This window comes from Henriciella aquimarina (assembly GCF_002088975.1).
Lineage (GTDB): Bacteria > Pseudomonadota > Alphaproteobacteria > Caulobacterales > Hyphomonadaceae > Henriciella > Henriciella aquimarina.
Window position 1 is genome coordinate 98,435 of the sequence record NZ_NCST01000041.1, and the last position, 15,166, is coordinate 113,600.

Annotated in this window: 15 protein-coding genes; 7 read left to right on the forward strand and 8 right to left on the reverse strand. The window is 65.9% G+C overall.

All coding sequences use genetic code 11. The annotated features are described in order from the left end of the window. Nucleotides 1-3 precede the first annotated feature (3 nt). The 3 genes from moaB to B8784_RS06855 are packed head-to-tail and all read left to right on the forward strand — an operon-like array spanning nt 4 to nt 2,230. Nucleotides 4-549, forward strand: coding sequence for a molybdenum cofactor biosynthesis protein B (moaB, locus tag B8784_RS06845; RefSeq protein WP_084396851.1), 546 nt, complete (start codon nt 4-6; stop codon nt 547-549). After that, nucleotides 546-1,031, forward strand: coding sequence for a cyclic pyranopterin monophosphate synthase MoaC (moaC, locus tag B8784_RS06850; protein WP_084396852.1), 486 nt, complete (start codon nt 546-548; stop codon nt 1,029-1,031). Before moaB ends, moaC begins: the two co-directional genes overlap by 4 nt. Continuing rightward, complete coding sequence (locus tag B8784_RS06855) at nt 1,028-2,230, forward strand: molybdopterin molybdotransferase MoeA (protein ID WP_084396853.1); 1,203 nt, start codon at nt 1,028-1,030, stop codon at nt 2,228-2,230. The genes moaC and B8784_RS06855 overlap by 4 nt, the downstream gene beginning before the upstream one ends. A gap of 22 nt (nt 2,231-2,252) precedes the next feature. Here B8784_RS06855 and B8784_RS06860 read toward each other — a convergent pair whose 3' ends face one another. After that, entirely contained in the window at nt 2,253-2,810 is a 558-nt protein-coding gene (locus B8784_RS06860) for a c-type cytochrome (RefSeq protein WP_233356007.1), read from the reverse strand. Nucleotides 2,811-2,912: 102 nt separating this feature from the next. Between B8784_RS06860 and modA the strand changes: the two genes are divergently transcribed. The 3 genes from modA to modC are packed head-to-tail and all read left to right on the forward strand — an operon-like array spanning nt 2,913 to nt 5,444. Further along, nucleotides 2,913-3,701 carry a molybdate ABC transporter substrate-binding protein gene (gene modA, locus B8784_RS06865; RefSeq protein WP_233356008.1) on the forward strand — a complete coding sequence of 263 codons (789 nt, stop codon included), beginning with the start codon at nt 2,913-2,915 and terminating at the stop codon, nt 3,699-3,701. After that, nucleotides 3,698-4,375, forward strand: coding sequence for a molybdate ABC transporter permease subunit (gene modB / locus B8784_RS06870; protein ID WP_084396854.1), 678 nt, complete (start codon nt 3,698-3,700; stop codon nt 4,373-4,375). Before modA ends, modB begins: the two co-directional genes overlap by 4 nt. After that, complete coding sequence (modC, locus tag B8784_RS06875) at nt 4,365-5,444, forward strand: molybdenum ABC transporter ATP-binding protein (protein WP_158085614.1); 1,080 nt, start codon at nt 4,365-4,367, stop codon at nt 5,442-5,444. The genes modB and modC overlap by 11 nt, the downstream gene beginning before the upstream one ends. A 4-nt stretch (nt 5,445-5,448) precedes the next feature. Here modC and B8784_RS06880 read toward each other — a convergent pair whose 3' ends face one another. Continuing rightward, nucleotides 5,449-6,432, reverse strand: coding sequence for an alpha/beta hydrolase (locus tag B8784_RS06880; RefSeq protein WP_084396856.1), 984 nt, complete (start codon nt 6,430-6,432; stop codon nt 5,449-5,451). Between the two features lie 112 nt (nt 6,433-6,544). Between B8784_RS06880 and B8784_RS06885 the strand changes: the two genes are divergently transcribed. Beyond that, nucleotides 6,545-7,375, forward strand: a complete 831-nt coding sequence (locus tag B8784_RS06885) for an AraC family transcriptional regulator (protein ID WP_084396857.1) — start codon at nt 6,545-6,547, stop codon at nt 7,373-7,375. Nucleotides 7,376-7,396: 21 nt separating this feature from the next. On the opposite strand, the gene B8784_RS06890 is transcribed toward B8784_RS06885, so the two are convergent. From B8784_RS06890 to B8784_RS06915, 6 genes are all read right to left on the reverse strand, one after another. Beyond that, nucleotides 7,397-8,389 (reverse strand): DUF1611 domain-containing protein, encoded by a 993-nt coding sequence (locus B8784_RS06890; RefSeq protein ID WP_084396858.1) that lies wholly within the window; start codon nt 8,387-8,389, stop codon nt 7,397-7,399. A gap of 42 nt (nt 8,390-8,431) precedes the next feature. Then, nucleotides 8,432-9,478: an N-acetyl-D-Glu racemase DgcA gene (gene dgcA / locus B8784_RS06895; protein WP_233356009.1), complete on the reverse strand. Its 1,047-nt coding sequence runs from the start codon at nt 9,476-9,478 to the stop codon at nt 8,432-8,434. 7 nt (nt 9,479-9,485) lie between these two features. Beyond that, a complete protein-coding gene (locus tag B8784_RS06900) occupies nt 9,486-10,898 on the reverse strand; it encodes an alanine/glycine:cation symporter family protein (RefSeq protein ID WP_084396859.1) in 1,413 nt (470 codons plus the stop codon). A gap of 189 nt (nt 10,899-11,087) precedes the next feature. Then, nucleotides 11,088-12,380 (reverse strand): D-serine ammonia-lyase, encoded by a 1,293-nt coding sequence (locus B8784_RS06905; RefSeq protein WP_084396860.1) that lies wholly within the window; start codon nt 12,378-12,380, stop codon nt 11,088-11,090. Further along, nucleotides 12,371-13,669: a serine hydrolase domain-containing protein gene (locus tag B8784_RS06910; RefSeq protein ID WP_084396861.1), complete on the reverse strand. Its 1,299-nt coding sequence runs from the start codon at nt 13,667-13,669 to the stop codon at nt 12,371-12,373. Before B8784_RS06910 ends, B8784_RS06905 begins: the two co-directional genes overlap by 10 nt. Continuing rightward, nucleotides 13,666-15,159 carry a serine hydrolase domain-containing protein gene (locus B8784_RS06915; RefSeq protein ID WP_084396862.1) on the reverse strand — a complete coding sequence of 498 codons (1,494 nt, stop codon included), beginning with the start codon at nt 15,157-15,159 and terminating at the stop codon, nt 13,666-13,668. Before B8784_RS06915 ends, B8784_RS06910 begins: the two co-directional genes overlap by 4 nt. Nucleotides 15,160-15,166 lie beyond the last annotated feature (7 nt).

Sequence of the window (15,166 nt, forward strand, 5' to 3'; positions counted from 1 at the left end):
CCCATGCATGGCATCAATGAAAGCCTCGCCTTCAAACCCGTGCGCATCGCCGTTCTGGTGATGAGCGACACGCGCACGCTCGACACCGACACGTCCGGGCTGACGCTCGTCCAGCGCATCGAGGGCGCAGGCCACACGGTCGCCGACCGCAAGATCGTGCCCGACGACAAGGCCGCCATCCGCGCGCAGGTCTCGGCCTGGATTGCCGATCCGGACGTCGACGTTGTCATCACGTCCGGCGGCACCGGCCTCACCGGCCGGGACGTCACACCGGAAGCCATCACGCCCCTCTTCGACAAGGTGATCGACGGTTTCTCGGTCATCTTCCACCAGGTGAGCTATCAGAGCGTCGGCCTGTCGACGCTACAGTCTCGCGCCATTGCCGGGGTCGCCAGCGGCACTTTCATCTTCTGCCTGCCGGGCTCCAACGGCGCGGTGAAGGATGGCTGGGACAAGGTCATCTCGCTGCAGCTCGACAGTCGTCACAAGCCCTGCAACCTTGTCGAGATCATGCCGCGCCTCATGGAAGACATGGAGCATTCGCATTGAGCGACGGACTGACCCATATCGGCCCGGATGGCCGCGCGCGCATGGTCGATGTCGGCGCCAAGGATGTCACCGAGCGCGTCGCCATCGCCCAGGGCCAGGTGCGCATGGCGCCCGAGACTCTGAACCTCGCGCTCGGCCGCGACACCAGGAAGGGTGACCCGATCGCGATTGCGGAACTCGCCGGCATCATGGCCGCCAAGAAAACCTCCGATCTCATCCCGCTCTGCCACCCGCTGCCACTTGCCAGCGTGAAGGTCGAGATCGAGGAAGCGCCCGGCGAACCGGCCCTGACCGTCACAGCCTGCGTCAAGACAAGCGGGCGCACCGGCGTGGAAATGGAAGCGCTGACAGCGGTCTCGGCAGCCTGCCTGACGCTCTATGACATGCTGAAAGCCGTCGACAAGGCGATGGTGATTGGCGGCATCGAACTCATCGAAAAGACCGGCGGCAAGTCGGGCGACTATCGGAAGGCCCCGGTTTGAGCGGGCTCATCAGCGTCGACGAGGCGCTCGCGCTCCTGCGTGGGCAGGCCATCGCACCGGGCACGGAAACGGTCGCGCTCGAGGGCGCGCAAGGGCGCCATCTGGCTGAGCCCGTTATCGCCCGCGTCTCCCGCCCGCCCGCAGCGGTCTCAGCCATGGATGGCTATGCCGTGCGGCTGGCCGATGTCCGCAACTCTGGGGCCAAGCTTACCGTGATCGGGGAAGCGCCGGCCGGCGCCCCCTTCGAAGGCCGCCTCGACGCCGGTCAGGCCGTGCGCATTTTCACCGGCGGCGAGATCCCGGACGGCGCCGATCATATCGTCATCCAGGAAGACGCCATGCGTGATGACGATACCCTCGTCTGCCGGGAGGCCTATGACGCGTCGCAATTCATCCGGCCCGCCGGTCTGGATTTCACCGAAGGCGATACCGTCCTGCCTGAAGGCGCCAGGCTCGGCGCGGGCGAACTGGCCCTCGCCGCCTCGGCCAATGTCGCCGCCCTGACGGTCCATAAACGCCTGCGCGTCGGCATCCTCGCCAATGGCAATGAGCTGAAAGCACCGGGCTCCGACCTCGCCCCCGGCGAGATCGTCAATTCCAATCCTGCAGGCCTCGCCGCCCTCATCAGGGAGTGGGGCGGAGACCCCGTCGATCTCGGCATTGCCCGGGACACGCTGAAATCGATCCGGGACTCAGTCGCCGCCGCACCCGAGATCGACATCTTCCTGCCGGTCGGCGGGGCCTCGGTCGGCGATCATGACCTGATGCGCCCGGCCTTCGCCGCTGAAGGGTTCGAGCCCGTCTTTCAGAAGATCGCGGTCAAACCCGGCAAGCCGACCTGGTTCTCGGCCCGCGACGCACAGCGTGTGCTCGGCCTGCCGGGCAATCCGGCCTCGGCGCTGGTCTGCGCCCATCTCTTCCTGAAGCCGCTGCTGACAGGCCGGTCGCACAGCTTCGTCCCGGCCCGCCTCGCCGCGCCGGTCGCGGCGAATGGTCCGCGCGAACATTTCATGCGCGCCGCGCTCGCGGTTTCCGATGATGGACGTCTTGTGGCCACCCCGGCGGCCAATCAGGACAGCTCGCTCATCCGGCCCTTCATCGAAAGCCAGGCCTTGCTGCGCCGTGAAACAAATGCGCCCGCGCTGGGCGCGGGCGATGTGGCAGACTGCCTGCTGATGCGGGGGCTACAGGATGGCTGAGCCCCCGCATGGCAGAGAAAGATCAGGACGGCTCGTAGCCGGTTTCCGCCATGATGTAGGCGATGACGGCTGTGCGGTCGTCCGGCCGACGCACGCCGGCAAAGCTCATCCGGTTGCCCGGCAGGAATTCCCGCGGATTGGCGAGCCACTGCTCCAGCTGTTCCGGCGTCCAGGTAAAGTCGGCTTCCTGCAGCGCCGGCGAATAGTCGAACCCCTCCTTGGTGCCGACCTCGCGGTCGAACAGCCCGTAAAGGTTCGGGCCCAGAACGGCCTGACCGCCTTCTTCAAGCGTGTGACAAGACTGGCACTGGTAAAAGATGCGGCGTCCGCGGTCATAATCCGCAGAGGCGTAGGGCTCGGGCAGCCCGGCAAATTCGTTTGCGGCGGGCTCGGCCTCAGCCGTCTCGGACGGCTCGCTGGCCGCATCGGTCTCGGCCGGGGTCTCCGGCGTGGTGGCCGACTCGCTCTCGGCGGGCGGCGTGGGGGCGTCAGCCTGAGGTTCGCTCTCACCGGAGCCGCCGCAGGCAGCCAGCAATCCTGCCGCAAGGCCGAGGGCAGCCCAGTTCATCGTCCGTTTCATCATATCGCTCCTGACGTATCGGTTTCCCGTTCTTGTCTCCCAGCCCCGGTCAGGGCTTCGGCTACTGCATATGGCGCAGCACGACTGGAGCGGCAAGCCGACGTGTGGCGAAAACCACCCTTCCAGAGCTGTGTGATAAAGCCGCGCATCGGCCTGGCCGGCGCCATGCTGGCCCTGCTCGCGCTCTTTCCAGCCCAGGCTCAGGCTGACGAGGCGACGATTGCCGTCGCCTCGAATTTCCGCCCCGTCATGGCGGAACTCGAAACCGTCTTCGAATCGCAGACAGGGCATGATCTCACCGTCTCCGTCGGCTCGACCGGCAAGCTCTACACCCAGATCATCCACGGCGCGCCCTATGACATTTTCCTGGCCGCCGACGAGGCCCGGCCCAAACGCCTTGAAGCCGAATCGCAGATCGTGCCCGGCACACGCTTTACCTATGCCATCGGCCAGCTGACGCTCTGGCGCCCCGAGGGCGGCGAGATCAGCCCGGAGGCACTGGCCGCGCCCGACCTGCGCCATGTCGCCATCGCCAATCCGGAGCTCGCCCCTTATGGCGCCGCGGCGACGGAAGTCATCGCCGGGCTGGGCCTCACGGGCCAATTGGAGGGCAAGCTTGTGCGCGGGGAGAATATCGGCCAGGCCTTCGCCTTCGTGAAGACCGGCAATGCCGAGCTTGGCTTCGTGGCGCTGTCGCAAGTGCTCTCGCTGGAGGACGGCGAACGCGGCGCCCGGTGGGATCCACCGCAGACGCTCTACACCCCCATCCGCCAGGACGCTGTCCTCCTGAAGCGCAGCGCCGACAATGAGGCCGCCCAGGCCTTCATCGCCTTCCTGCGGGGCGACGATGCGAAAGCCATCATCTCCGGCTACGGGTACGACACGCCGTGACCCTGCCCGATCTTCCGGCCCTGTGGCTGACCTTGAGGCTCGCCCTGACGACAACGGGCCTGCTGCTCCTCATTGGGACGCCGCTGGCCTGGTGGCTGGCGACAACACGTACCCGGGCCAAGCCCGTCATCGAGGCGCTGGTTGCCCTGCCGCTCGTCCTGCCGCCGACCGTGCTCGGCTTCTACCTGCTGATCGCCTTTAACCCGGACAGCCCGATTGGCAGCTTCTGGCTGAGCGTCACCGGCGACACGCTGACCTTCTCATTCGCCGGGCTCGTCATTGCTTCGGTGATCTACTCCCTGCCCTTCATGGTGCAGCCTCTACAGACCGCCTTCGAGACGACCGGACGCAGCGCCATGGAACTCGCCGCCAGCCTGCGGGCTGCGCCGCTGGACGCCTTCTTCACCGTCGCCATGCCGGGCGCCGCGCGCGGCTTCGTGACCGCCATCGTGCTCAGCTTCGCGCATACGCTTGGCGAATTCGGCGTCGTGCTGATGGTCGGCGGCAACATCCCGGAGCGCACCCGCGTCATCTCGATTGCCATCTATGAGCATGTCGACAACCTCGCCTATGCGGAGGCTCACACGCTCTCGGCCATCCTGCTGGGGCTGTCCTTCATCGTCCTGCTCTTCGTCTATGCCTTCAACCGGCGCTTCCCCGTCCATGCCCACTGACACGCTCACCCTCGACCTGGAGAAGCGTTTCGCAGGCTTCGGGCTGGCGCTGTCGCGCGACCTCCCGCTGGAGGGCATCACCGCCATCTTCGGGCCGAGCGGGTCCGGCAAGTCGACCCTGCTGCGCCTGATAGCCGGCTTCGAGCGCCCGGATCGCGGCCGCATCCTTGGAAGAGATGAGGTCTGGTGTGACACCGCCGCACGCCGCTTCCTGCCGCCGTACAAGCGCCCGGCCGGGTTCGTCCGCCAGGGCGCGCCCCTGCTGCCGCATCTCAGCGTCGCCGGCAATCTGAGCTATGGCGAGAAGCGTACCGGCAAACGTCCGGCCCGTTACAGCCTTGAGGACGTTACCGCCGCGCTCGACATCGCCCCGCTCATGGAGCACCGCCCGGCCATGCTGTCGGGGGGCGAACGCCAGCGGGTCGCACTCGCCCAGGCCCTGCTGACCCGGCCGGACATCCTGCTTCTCGACGAGCCCTTTTCCGCGCTGGACCGCAAGCGCAAACTGGCCATTCTGCCCTATCTGCAGCGCCTTCAGGCCCAGTTCGCCATGCCGGTGCTCTATGTCAGCCACGACATTGAGGAGGTCGCGAGCCTGGCCGACCGGATCCTCATTCTCGAGGCAGGTCGCGAAACCGCCTATGGTGATGTCACCGCCTGTCTCAACGCCCATGCCTTTGGCGAAGACGATGATGGCGCCATCCTGTCCGGTCAGGTGACGGCTTTCGACGAGCGGCTTGACCTGATGGATATCGAGGTCGCGGGCGGGGTCCTCCGCCTGCCGGCCGAACAGTCGCGCTCCATCGGCGATCCTGTCCGGCTCCTCCTGCGGGCCAATGAGGTCGCGCTGTCGCTCACCCGGCCCGACGGGCTCAGCATCCGAAATGCGCTGACAGGAGAGGTGGCGGCTATCCGTGCGGACGGCGATGGGCCGTTCATGCGGGTCGAGGTCACGCTGTCCGGCACGCACCTTCCAGTGCGCGTGACGCGGGCGGCGGCTGAAGACCTCTCCCTACAGGAAGGCCAGGCCGTCTACGCTCTGATCAAGACCGCGACACTGGCCGGCTGAGGCGCTAGCGCCCCGCCTGCCGCCGCAGCCAGTCCGCGGCATATTGAAGGGCGTCGCGTGCCGTCGGCGCCGTTTCCGCAGCCTCGATAAAACTGTGGCAAGCGCCCTCGAAAACACGGTGGTCAACCGACACACCGGCACGTTCCAGCGCCCCGGCGAATTTCAAATTCTGCTCAGCCAGGACGTCGCATCCGGCAATCACCGAGGCAACAGGCGGCAGGCCGTCCAGACAGGCCTGGGAAAGATTGGCAAGCGGGTTTTGGGCGTCGGCATCGTCCGCGAGGTATGTCGTCCAGAACTCTTCCATTTCCGCAGCCGTTAGCAGGTTCTCCGGGCCGCCATAGCGCCGGACCGCTTCGGCTGAACACACCCGATCAACGACGGCGTAAAACAGCAAGAGCCCTTTCAGGAGATCCGGCCGGCCCTCGTCGCGCAGCGTCAGCGCGGTCGCGACCGACAGATTGCCGCCCGCCGAGTCCCCGCCGATATACAGACGCGCCGGATCAATTTCCGGACAGCACTCGCCCTCGGACAGGGCGCGAACGACCTCGGTGATCTGCCCAAGCGCCCCAGGGAATCTGACCTCCGGCGCGAGCGCATAGTCGATGCCGACCACGACCATACCAGAGCGCACGGCAAGTTCGCGCATGATGCGCTCATGGGTCTCGAGGCTGAAGATCATCCAGCCCCCGCCATGCAGATAGATCAGGGCGGGCTGGCTGTCGGCCCCGTTCGGATCGAAAATCCGCACGCGCGTCTCACCGAGCGAGGTCGGGATCATGGTGTCGCGGACCCGCCGCATATCCGGCCCGCCGCTGGACCAGCGCTGTCTCGCCTCTTCCGCGATGGCGCGGCGTCTGGCCATCGGAAGGTCGGGATGCGCGCCGAGCCGCTGCGACTCCCGGACAAGGGCGTCCGCGAAATCGCGCAGCTCGGGGGTGAGCCAATCATCCGTCTTGGCGTCCTGGGAAGGCGTATCTGTGGCCATAAGTCGGGCTTACCTGATGCTATGGTCATTTCAGCAGCAGGGCCGCACCTGTGGCAGCTGCTCGCATGATCCGTGTTGAGCCTTTCTGCCGCAAGACGTATTGTGAAGCCCCATGAGCACGCAATTGAGATCGGCGCCGGATTTGTCTTGTGAGGGCCAAACTGGCCGCAGCCGTCGTGGTATCGACTATCAGGACGTTCCACGCCCTGTTGCCGCCCTGGCGGACGAGTATGAGCCGCATTTCATCGACCCGCCGCACACCCACAAGCGCGGGCAGCTTCTCTACGCCTCGTCCGGCACCATGGTGGTCAACACCGAGAAGGCAAGCTTCACAGTGCCCCCGCAACGCGCAGTCTGGATTCCGGGCGGCCACAGGCACGAGATGCGCGCCCGCGGAAACGTGTCCGTGCGCACGCTCTACATCGAGCCCGACTACGATCCGCGCCTTCCCAGGGAAGCGACGCTGATCGAGGTCTCGCCGCTCTTCCGCGAGCTGCTCATCGAAGCCGCCCGCCTGCCCATCGAGTATGACGAGACAGGCCGCGACGGCCGCCTGATCCGGCTGATCATGGACGAGTTGATCAACAGCCCGCCCTTCCCGCTCGAATTGCCGCTGCCCAGCCATCCGCGCCTGCTGCAGATGTGCCAGACCATCATCGAGAATCCGGGCGATGCGCGCACGCTGGAAGACTGGACGCAGGAAACCTTCATGAGCCGGCGCACCTTCACACGCGCCTTCCGGAAGGAAACCAATATGAGCTTTGCCACTTGGCGTCAGAATGCGCGGCTCATGGTGGCGCTGTCACGCCTGCTGGAAGGCCAGCCGGTCACGACCGTGGCGCTCGATGTCGGCTATAGCAGCCCGAGCGCCTTTACGGTCATGTTCCGACGGACTTTCGGTCACTCCCCGACCCAATATGTCGGGACGGTCGCCAGACACTAGCCAGCAGCCGCGCCCGCCCGGTCATCCAGCCAGCCGGTCCACGATCCGGCCCACGCCGAGACGGATCGGGTCAACGCAAGGCAGCCCAAGCCGGGCCTCTTCCCGCTCGAGCAGCTCCCGGGCCTCATCCTCGCCCATGGCCGACGTGTTCATGCTGACACCGATCACCTCGATGTCAGGATTGGTGAGCGCACCGGCCTCGGTGTAGCGCCGGACGGCTTCCTGCAGGTCAGGCTGGGGATAATGCTCGAAGGCGCCGATCCCGGTCCGGGTCGGGTCGGTGCAGAGCACCAGCGCATCGGGCTGGCTGCCATGCAGCAGGCCCAGCGTTACACCGGCATAGGCCGGATGGAAGAGCGAGCCCTGGCCCTCGATGACATCCCAATGGGCCGGCTCGGCTGGCGGTGACAATTGCGCCGCAGCCGCCGCGATGAAGTCCGCCACGACAGAGTCGATCGGGATTCCGCCCCCGGCAATGAGGATACCGGTCTGGCCGGTGGCGCGGAAGGTCGCGTCCAGGCCGCGCGCCGTCATTTCCTGTTCGATGGCAAGCGCGGTGTACTTCTTGCCGACCGCGCAGTCGGTGCCAACGGTGAGCAGGCGTTTGCCCGGCCGCCGTTCAAACGTGCCGAAGGGATAGCTCGGCTCGGGCGAACGCACATCCCAGAGAGTCCGGCCCAGCTCGTCGGCCAGAGGCTTGATGACAGGGTGGGCGTTCAGCCGGTCGTGTAGGCCACTGGCAATATCGAGCCCGGCCCGCAGGGCCTTGCAGACATCATCGACCCAATGCTCCGGCAGGCCGCCGCCGGGCGGGGCCGCCCCAAGCAGCATCGTTCGCGCGCCCGCCTTGAAAGCCTCATCGAACCCCGTGTCCGGCAGGTCGAGGCTGACCGGATTGGAGGCATGGCGATACTGCGCGATGCATTGTTCGGGACGCCAGTCCCGCACGCCGCGGGCGGTCTTCACGAACTCGGAATCACCGATGAAGAGAAGGTAGGGCATTGCGATATTCACGGTCCGGTCCTCCTGACCAGGTTTGATCGTTGAATGATGGGGTCAGCCCCACAGGGCGGGCTCCGGGGGTGAGACGACGCCCTTGTCATAGACCAGCGCGGTCTCACGGTCGGCACCGACCAGCAAGGGCGCATCGATATCGACGAACGCACAGCGCTGGGCGACGAGATGTGCGGGCGCCATGGCAAGCGAAGTGCCGAGCATGCAGCCGACCATGGGGGTAAATCCCATTTGCTCAGCACGGGTCAGCAGCCGCATCGCCTCGGTCAGTCCGCCCGTCTTGTCGAGCTTGATGTTGACGACATCATAGAGGCCCTTCAGACTGTCCAGATCATCGGCGACATGGCAGGACTCGTCGGCCCCGACGGGCACCAGCCGCTCCAAGCCTGACAAGCCTGCATCCTCTCCGGCCCGCAGCGGCTGTTCCAGCATGCGCAGGCCCGCCTTCTGAAGGGACGGCATGTTCGAGATGACCTGTTCGCGCGACCAGGCTTCATTGACGTCGGCGATCAGCACCTTGTCCGGCGCGGCCGCACGCACCGCCTCGACATGGCCGGCATCGCTCTCCTTGCCGAGCTTCAGCTTCAGGTGCCGGTATGCCCCGGCGGCAGCGGCCGCTTCGGCCATGCCTGCGGGCGTGTCTATGCTCAGTGTAAAGACGGTTTGGACCAGCCCCGGCTGCGGCAGTCCCAGAATCTCATGCACGCGTTTGCCATTGTGTTTGGCGACCAGGTCCCAGACCGCGCAATCGACGGCATTGCGCGCCGCCCCGGCCGGAAACGCATCATGGCACTCGGCCCATGAACGGCCCACGCAAAGCATGTCCGTCATCCGGGTGGCCAGCGCGACGACGCCGTCCGTCGTCTCTCCGTAATGGTCGACCGGACAGGATTCACCCCGCCCTGTCACCCCATCGGCCTCGAGCGTGACGACAACAACGTCGACAGCATCCATACGCCCACGCGCGATGATGAAAGGCTTTGCGAGCGTCCAGCGTTCGACAGCGACGGTCGCCTTTATCGCCTGGGGCCAGGCCTGCGCCTTCATGGCCGAGAGCGGGTCCATCTGATGTCCTGAAGTCTGTTGCATAGGCGGTTCAGCTCCTGCTTGAGAGGCGCGCGCGCTGGCGCTTGACGTAGCCGAGACACTCGCTCCGGATGTCCGCGGACATGATATAAAGGCCGATCACATTGGGCACCGAGAGCAAAAAGAAAAAGCTGTCGGAAAACTTGATCACTGTGCTGACATCGACCAGCGACCCGATCGGCAAGGCGCCGCAGAAGAAGGCGAGATAAAGCCGCGCCTTCAATGGCGAGAAGCCGACCAGATAGCCCCAGGCCTGAAGGCCGTAATAGCCGACCGTGATGATGGTGGAGAAAGCGAAGAGGCAGACCACGACCGCCAGCACGGAGGGGAACCAGGAGACGACGCTTTCAAAGGCCGCCGACGTCATGGCGATGTCGCTATGCTCGCCCTGATAGGCCCCCGTGACGACGACGACAAGCGCCGTACACGTACAGATGACGATCGTGTCGATGAACGGTTCGAGCAGGGCCACGATGCCCTCAGACGCCGGCTCGTCGGTCTTGACGAGCGCGTGCACGATGGAGGCTGTGCCCACGCCGGCCTCGTTCGAGAAGACGGCCCGTCGCATCCCGGCCACGAAGGCCCCGAATATCCCGCCGGCCACGGCCTCCGGCGCGACGGCATCCTTCAGAATGATCCAGAGCGCGCCGGGGATGAGCGTCGCATGGGTCGCCAGCACGACCACGACGCCCATGACATAGATCAGGCACATCAGCGGCACGAGACGGGACGTCACACTCGCCAGCACCGTCACGCCCCCGATCAGGACAAGCGCGGCCAGCCCGGCGATGACGAGACCGAAGACAAGCGCCGTCGTCTGGCTCTGCTCCCAGCCCATGACCACGCTCAGCTGCGAATAGGACTGGTTGACCTGGATGACCTGGATGAAGGCGAACATGCAGAAGCCGGCATAGATCCCGCCGAGTATCTTGCCGAGCCGCGGCCGTCCATGCGCGGCAAGCCCGTTGCGCAAGGTCCACATCGGCCCGCCGCTGACTTGGCCATTCTCGCGGATCTGGCGGTATTTCACCCCGAGGGTCACTTCCACGCATTTCAGGGTCATGGCGAAGAAGCCGAGCAGCACCATCCAGACCACGGCGCCCGGCCCGCCCATGGCGATGGCGATGGAAACCCCGGCAATATTGCCAAGGCCAACCGTGCCCGAGAGCGCGGTCATCAGCGCTTCGAAGTGCGACAGCTCGCCGGCTGCCCCTTCTTCCTTGCGCCGCTGCACCAGATTGCGGATCGCCAGGGGGAAGGCGCGCACATTCAGAAAGCCGAGCCGGACGGTAAAGAAGATCATGGCCGTCGCCAGCCAGACCACGATGAGGTTGATCTCCACCCCGCCGACATTGACCGCATAGAAAGTCGTTGAGGCGAGCCAGTCGGCCAGGGCCGCAAAACCGTTCGAGATTGGGGACATATCGTTCTGGGGCCTCTTTCCGGATCAGTCAGACAAAGCTGCGCAGGCTCACGCCACACGGCCTGGCCCATTCGGTGACGAAGGGGCTGGACGGAAAGCCTAGGGATGCCACCCCGCCCTGCTCTCTCTTGCAAGCCATCGACTCGCTCGCACGGGTCATTCTCGTCCCGTCTCCGGCAAGGCGCCGCATCAGCGAGCGCCCCCAGTTCCGGCCGAGGATAAAGACGTGGTCAGCAGCGGCTCGAACTCGTCATCCGGCAGCATGGCGCCGCCTGTGGTCCAGACCACGAAGCGGGCACGCGCCGGGCGCTCCATTTCCGGGAGCACGCGTTCAAGCGCGGCAAAACCGGCCGCGCCCGACGGCTCCAGCCGCAGCTCCATATCCCTCCAGGTCCGGTTGACCCAATCCAGCATCGCCGGATCGGAGACGCTGACAAAGCCGTCGACCGCCTTGCCGACAAGCTGGAAGACGAGGTCGGAGACACAGGGCACGGCCATGCCGTCGGCAACGGTCCGGTTGGTCCGGCCGATATCGTAGACGGTGATGTCGGGCTCGTCCGGCCGGAGCGCGCGCAGGAGGAAGCATGGCGCCTCGACGGGCTGGACGAGAACCGTCTTCACAGCCTCGCCGAAAACGGCCTTCAGACCGAAGGTGATCCCGCCCGGCGCGCCGCCGACCCCACAGGGCAGGAAGACGACGACGGGCGCCTCTTCCGTGGGCACGATCCCGGCCTGTGCGAACTGCTCTTTCAGCCGCAGCGCCGCCGTCGCATAACCGATGAACAGCGTCTCGGAATGCTCGTCATCCACGAAATAGCGCTTCGGATCAGCCTCGGCGATCCGGCGCGCTTCGGCCACAGCCGAGCGGTAATCCCCCTCATGCTCGACGACCGTCGCGCCGACCTTGCGCAGACGCGCCTTCTTCCAGGCCTTCGCCTCGGACGACATGTGCACTTCGGCGCCCAGGCCGAGCGCACGGGCCGTCAGGCCGATGCTGAAGCCGAGATTGCCGGTGCTGCCGACGACGACGGTATGGCCGGAAAAACAGTCGCGGGCCTCGCGGGACCCGAGAGAGCGATAGTCACCCTCGGTGAGCAGGCCAGCTTCGCGGGCGATCTTTTCAGCAAAGGCAAGCACTTCATAGACCCCGCCGCGCGCCTTCACGCTGCCCGCCACTGGCAAGGCGCTGTCGGCCTTGATCCATAGCTGCTCCAACTGAAGTCCGACATAGGAGGCCAGCGCATCGCCGGGCAGGAGCGGCGACTCGATGATCCCGCCCGTCTCTTCGAGCTCCGGAAAGACAGCCTGAAGCAGCGGCGCGAACCGGCGCAGGCGCCCCTCGGCGGCCTCGATGTCTGCAAGCGACAGCCGGCTATTCGCCAGGGCATCCGGCACCTTGAGCGGATTGGCGAACACGCAAGGCTGGCCTGCCGACAGCGCCCGCATGACTTCACCGGCAGGACGCGACGGGATCAGTTGCATGACGCCTCCAGAAAGGCCTGAAGCTCGGTTTCTGCCTGCGAGACCGGACGCCCCCAGGCCCGCGCCATCTGGCGCAGCAGCGGATTGGAAAAGAAGACCTGCCCGGCAGAGGGCTGGCCGCCTGTGTGCATGCTGCCGACATTCGTCAGCAGGGCGACGGCGAAGCCCTCTTCCCGGTTCCAGAACAGTGCCGCCGACCCGCCAAGGACGTCACCGCCATGGCCGAAAACCTCGAAGCTGTCCGTGCCGATGTCGAAGACGCCATGGCCGGTCGATATCCGCCCGCCCGGCCCGTAGGCCTCAGCGGCCCAAGGCGCATCCACCTCGCGGAAGGTCTCGAGCACGGCCTGCTGATCCGGCTCCAACAGTGCGCCGGAGGCAAGCGCCCAGCCAAAGGCGGCAACCTCCCGCGCGGTCGCTACCATGCCGCCAGCCGCCCATTCGGTTGAGAGGTTGGTTTGCGACGCCGTGAACAGGCCGGAAGCCAAGCTCTCCGAGCCGGGCGGCAGACCGCCCGCCGCCTCATGGAAGGCTTGCGTGTCGTAATGAAAGCGTGGGGCCCGGCGTACGTCGGGGGCTGCTTCATGGCCTTCGAGCCATGTCTCCGTCAGGCCAAGCGGGCCGCGAATGCGCCGGTCGAGCTGCTCGGTCACTGCGGTGCCCGTCACCGCTTCGACAATCAGGCCGAGCAGCGTGTGATCGGTATTGGAATAGGCATAGCGCTCCCCGGCTGGAAAGAGCGCTGGGGTGCCGCGCACATAGTCCAGCGTTTCGGCAGGCGCCCAGTGATGGCTCGCCTCAAACTCGGCGCCGCGCCCCTTGCGGATCCAGTCGGGATTGTCCTCCCAGCTCGGGATGCCGCTTGTATGGTTCAGCAGGTTTGCGACGGTCGCCGTCCCGGCATTGGCGATGCCTTCTGCCTGATCGCCCAGCCGGTCCGCCACCGTATCGTCGAGCGAGAGTTGTCCCTCGCCGACCAGCTGCAGGACGATGGTGGAGACATAGACCTTGGTGATGCTGCCAAGCGGGAAGAGGCTCGCTTCGTTGACCGGCCTGTCTGCCTCGCCCGCGCGACCCTCCGAAACGCCGGTCCAGACCACGCCAGCGTCCGTCGCGATCGCCGCACTGACGCCCGGCATGGTGGCCGCCGAATAGGTTTCGAGCACACATTGCGCTTCAGGCGCCCCGATACGCGTCTCCATCGTGTCTCCCTGCGGCGAAGCTTGAGCCGCCGCCGCGCCTGCTGCCAGCGCAACACTTACGTAAAGCATGGCCTTCGTGCCAATCATGCGACCTGATCTCCTTGCTTGTCAGGCGCGCGTTCGAAGACGGCCCCCTGATCGGTGGTGAAGCGACAAACCCCGCCATGGCCGTCGCGTTCGAGATGGACGAGGAATTGCGGACGGGCATCCTGGCGCGCCGGCGTCGCGACAAGCGTTTCTGCGTCGCGCGGGGTCAGCTCGAACGTTTCCGCGCCGATACTCAGCTGCAATGCGCCCGCTTTCAAGCTGAGAGCCGCCTCACCGAAGCCGGTCCTGTCGGCATAGTCACCGCAACAGGCGGCAAAAGCTTCAACCGATGGGCAGACACCCGCTGCCCCGAAGCGCGCTTCGTCAGCCTGCTGACGGTCTGCGTTGAGCTTTTTCTGGTGGGCATGAAACCGCCCGTCCCAATCGGTCGGCGTCAGGCCCAGCCCCCAGTCGACCAGCGCCTGCGCGACCGCCCGGGGAAAGCACACATTGTCGGCATTCGCCAGAACAATGACGCCGAACCGCTCATTCGGACAGATCATCACGAAGCCGCAGAACCCGTCTATGCGTCCGGAATGACAGATCACCTTGCGGGACCGGTAGCGGTGCACATACCAGCCGAGCCCATAGGCCTGATCCTCGATCCCGTCAGGCCCGCGGCCTACCACGCAGGACAATTCGTTTTCAGCAAAGGCCCCGCGTTCCGGGGTATGTGCCTGCGTGATCTCGGCGAAAACGTCAGCAGGAAAGACTGGCATGCCCTGCCAGGTGCCACCAGCCGCATTGCCCGCCAGCCATTTCGAGATGTCGCGTATGGAACTGTTCACGCCGCCTGCCGGGGTCGCCACATGGCCTTCATAATCCCAGACAATCGGCTGCGCCGACCCGCTGATCATGCGGTGCGGGCGGCAGCTGTTGGGGGCGGCGCGTGAAGCCAGATGATCGGCATTGGTATCGCTCATGCCGAGCGGGTCCCAGAAGGCGTGCCGCGTATAGGCCTCCCAGCTCTGGCCCGTCACAGCTTCGACGAGTTCCCCGGCAATGGTAAAACCGTCGGTGCAATAGCCATACTGGGCGCGGAAATCGTGCCGGAAGGGCTGGTACCGCATGCGTCGCAGCAGGTCATACCGGTCGCGCGCCACGCGCCGGTGACGGCCTTCGGAGGGCAAGAGGCCCAGCCGGTTGCACATCAGGTCCCTCACCGTGACATGCTCGCTCACCCACGGGTCGGACAGGCGAAACCAGGGCAGATGCGCCTGCACGCGGTCATCCCAATCCAGCAGACCTTCATGAACCAGGCGCCCCACGCCGGCGGAGACAAAAGACTTCGACAGGCTCGCCAGCGCAAACAGCGTGGCCTCGTCGACCGGGGCCGCTTGCCCGGCCTCGCGTACGCCCTGCCCCGTCGTGAAGGCCACCTCGCCCTCGCAGACCAGGCCGAGCCCGACGCCCGGCTGGCCCCAGCGCTTGCGAACACCGTCCAGCCAGCCGGAAATCTCTTCGAAGCTCGCGTCTTTCGCCAGTTCCATGGAGTGC

Coding starts and splice junctions, on each gene's coding strand:
- B8784_RS06910 (WP_084396861.1), bottom strand. CDS start 13,669: ATGATTGGCACGAAGGCCATGCTTTACGTAAGTGTTGCGCTGGCAGCA.
- B8784_RS06885 (WP_084396857.1), top strand. CDS start 6,545: ATGAGCACGCAATTGAGATCGGCGCCGGATTTGTCTTGTGAGGGCCAA.
- dgcA (WP_233356009.1), bottom strand. CDS start 9,478: ATGCAACAGACTTCAGGACATCAGATGGACCCGCTCTCGGCCATGAAG.
- B8784_RS06880 (WP_084396856.1), bottom strand. CDS start 6,432: ATGGCCACAGATACGCCTTCCCAGGACGCCAAGACGGATGATTGGCTC.
- B8784_RS06860 (WP_233356007.1), bottom strand. CDS start 2,810: ATGAAACGGACGATGAACTGGGCTGCCCTCGGCCTTGCGGCAGGATTG.
- modC (WP_158085614.1), top strand. CDS start 4,365: ATGCCCACTGACACGCTCACCCTCGACCTGGAGAAGCGTTTCGCAGGC.
- moaB (WP_084396851.1), top strand. CDS start 4: ATGCATGGCATCAATGAAAGCCTCGCCTTCAAACCCGTGCGCATCGCC.
- B8784_RS06900 (WP_084396859.1), bottom strand. CDS start 10,898: ATGTCCCCAATCTCGAACGGTTTTGCGGCCCTGGCCGACTGGCTCGCC.
- B8784_RS06905 (WP_084396860.1), bottom strand. CDS start 12,380: ATGCAACTGATCCCGTCGCGTCCTGCCGGTGAAGTCATGCGGGCGCTG.
- B8784_RS06915 (WP_084396862.1), bottom strand. CDS start 15,159: ATGGAACTGGCGAAAGACGCGAGCTTCGAAGAGATTTCCGGCTGGCTG.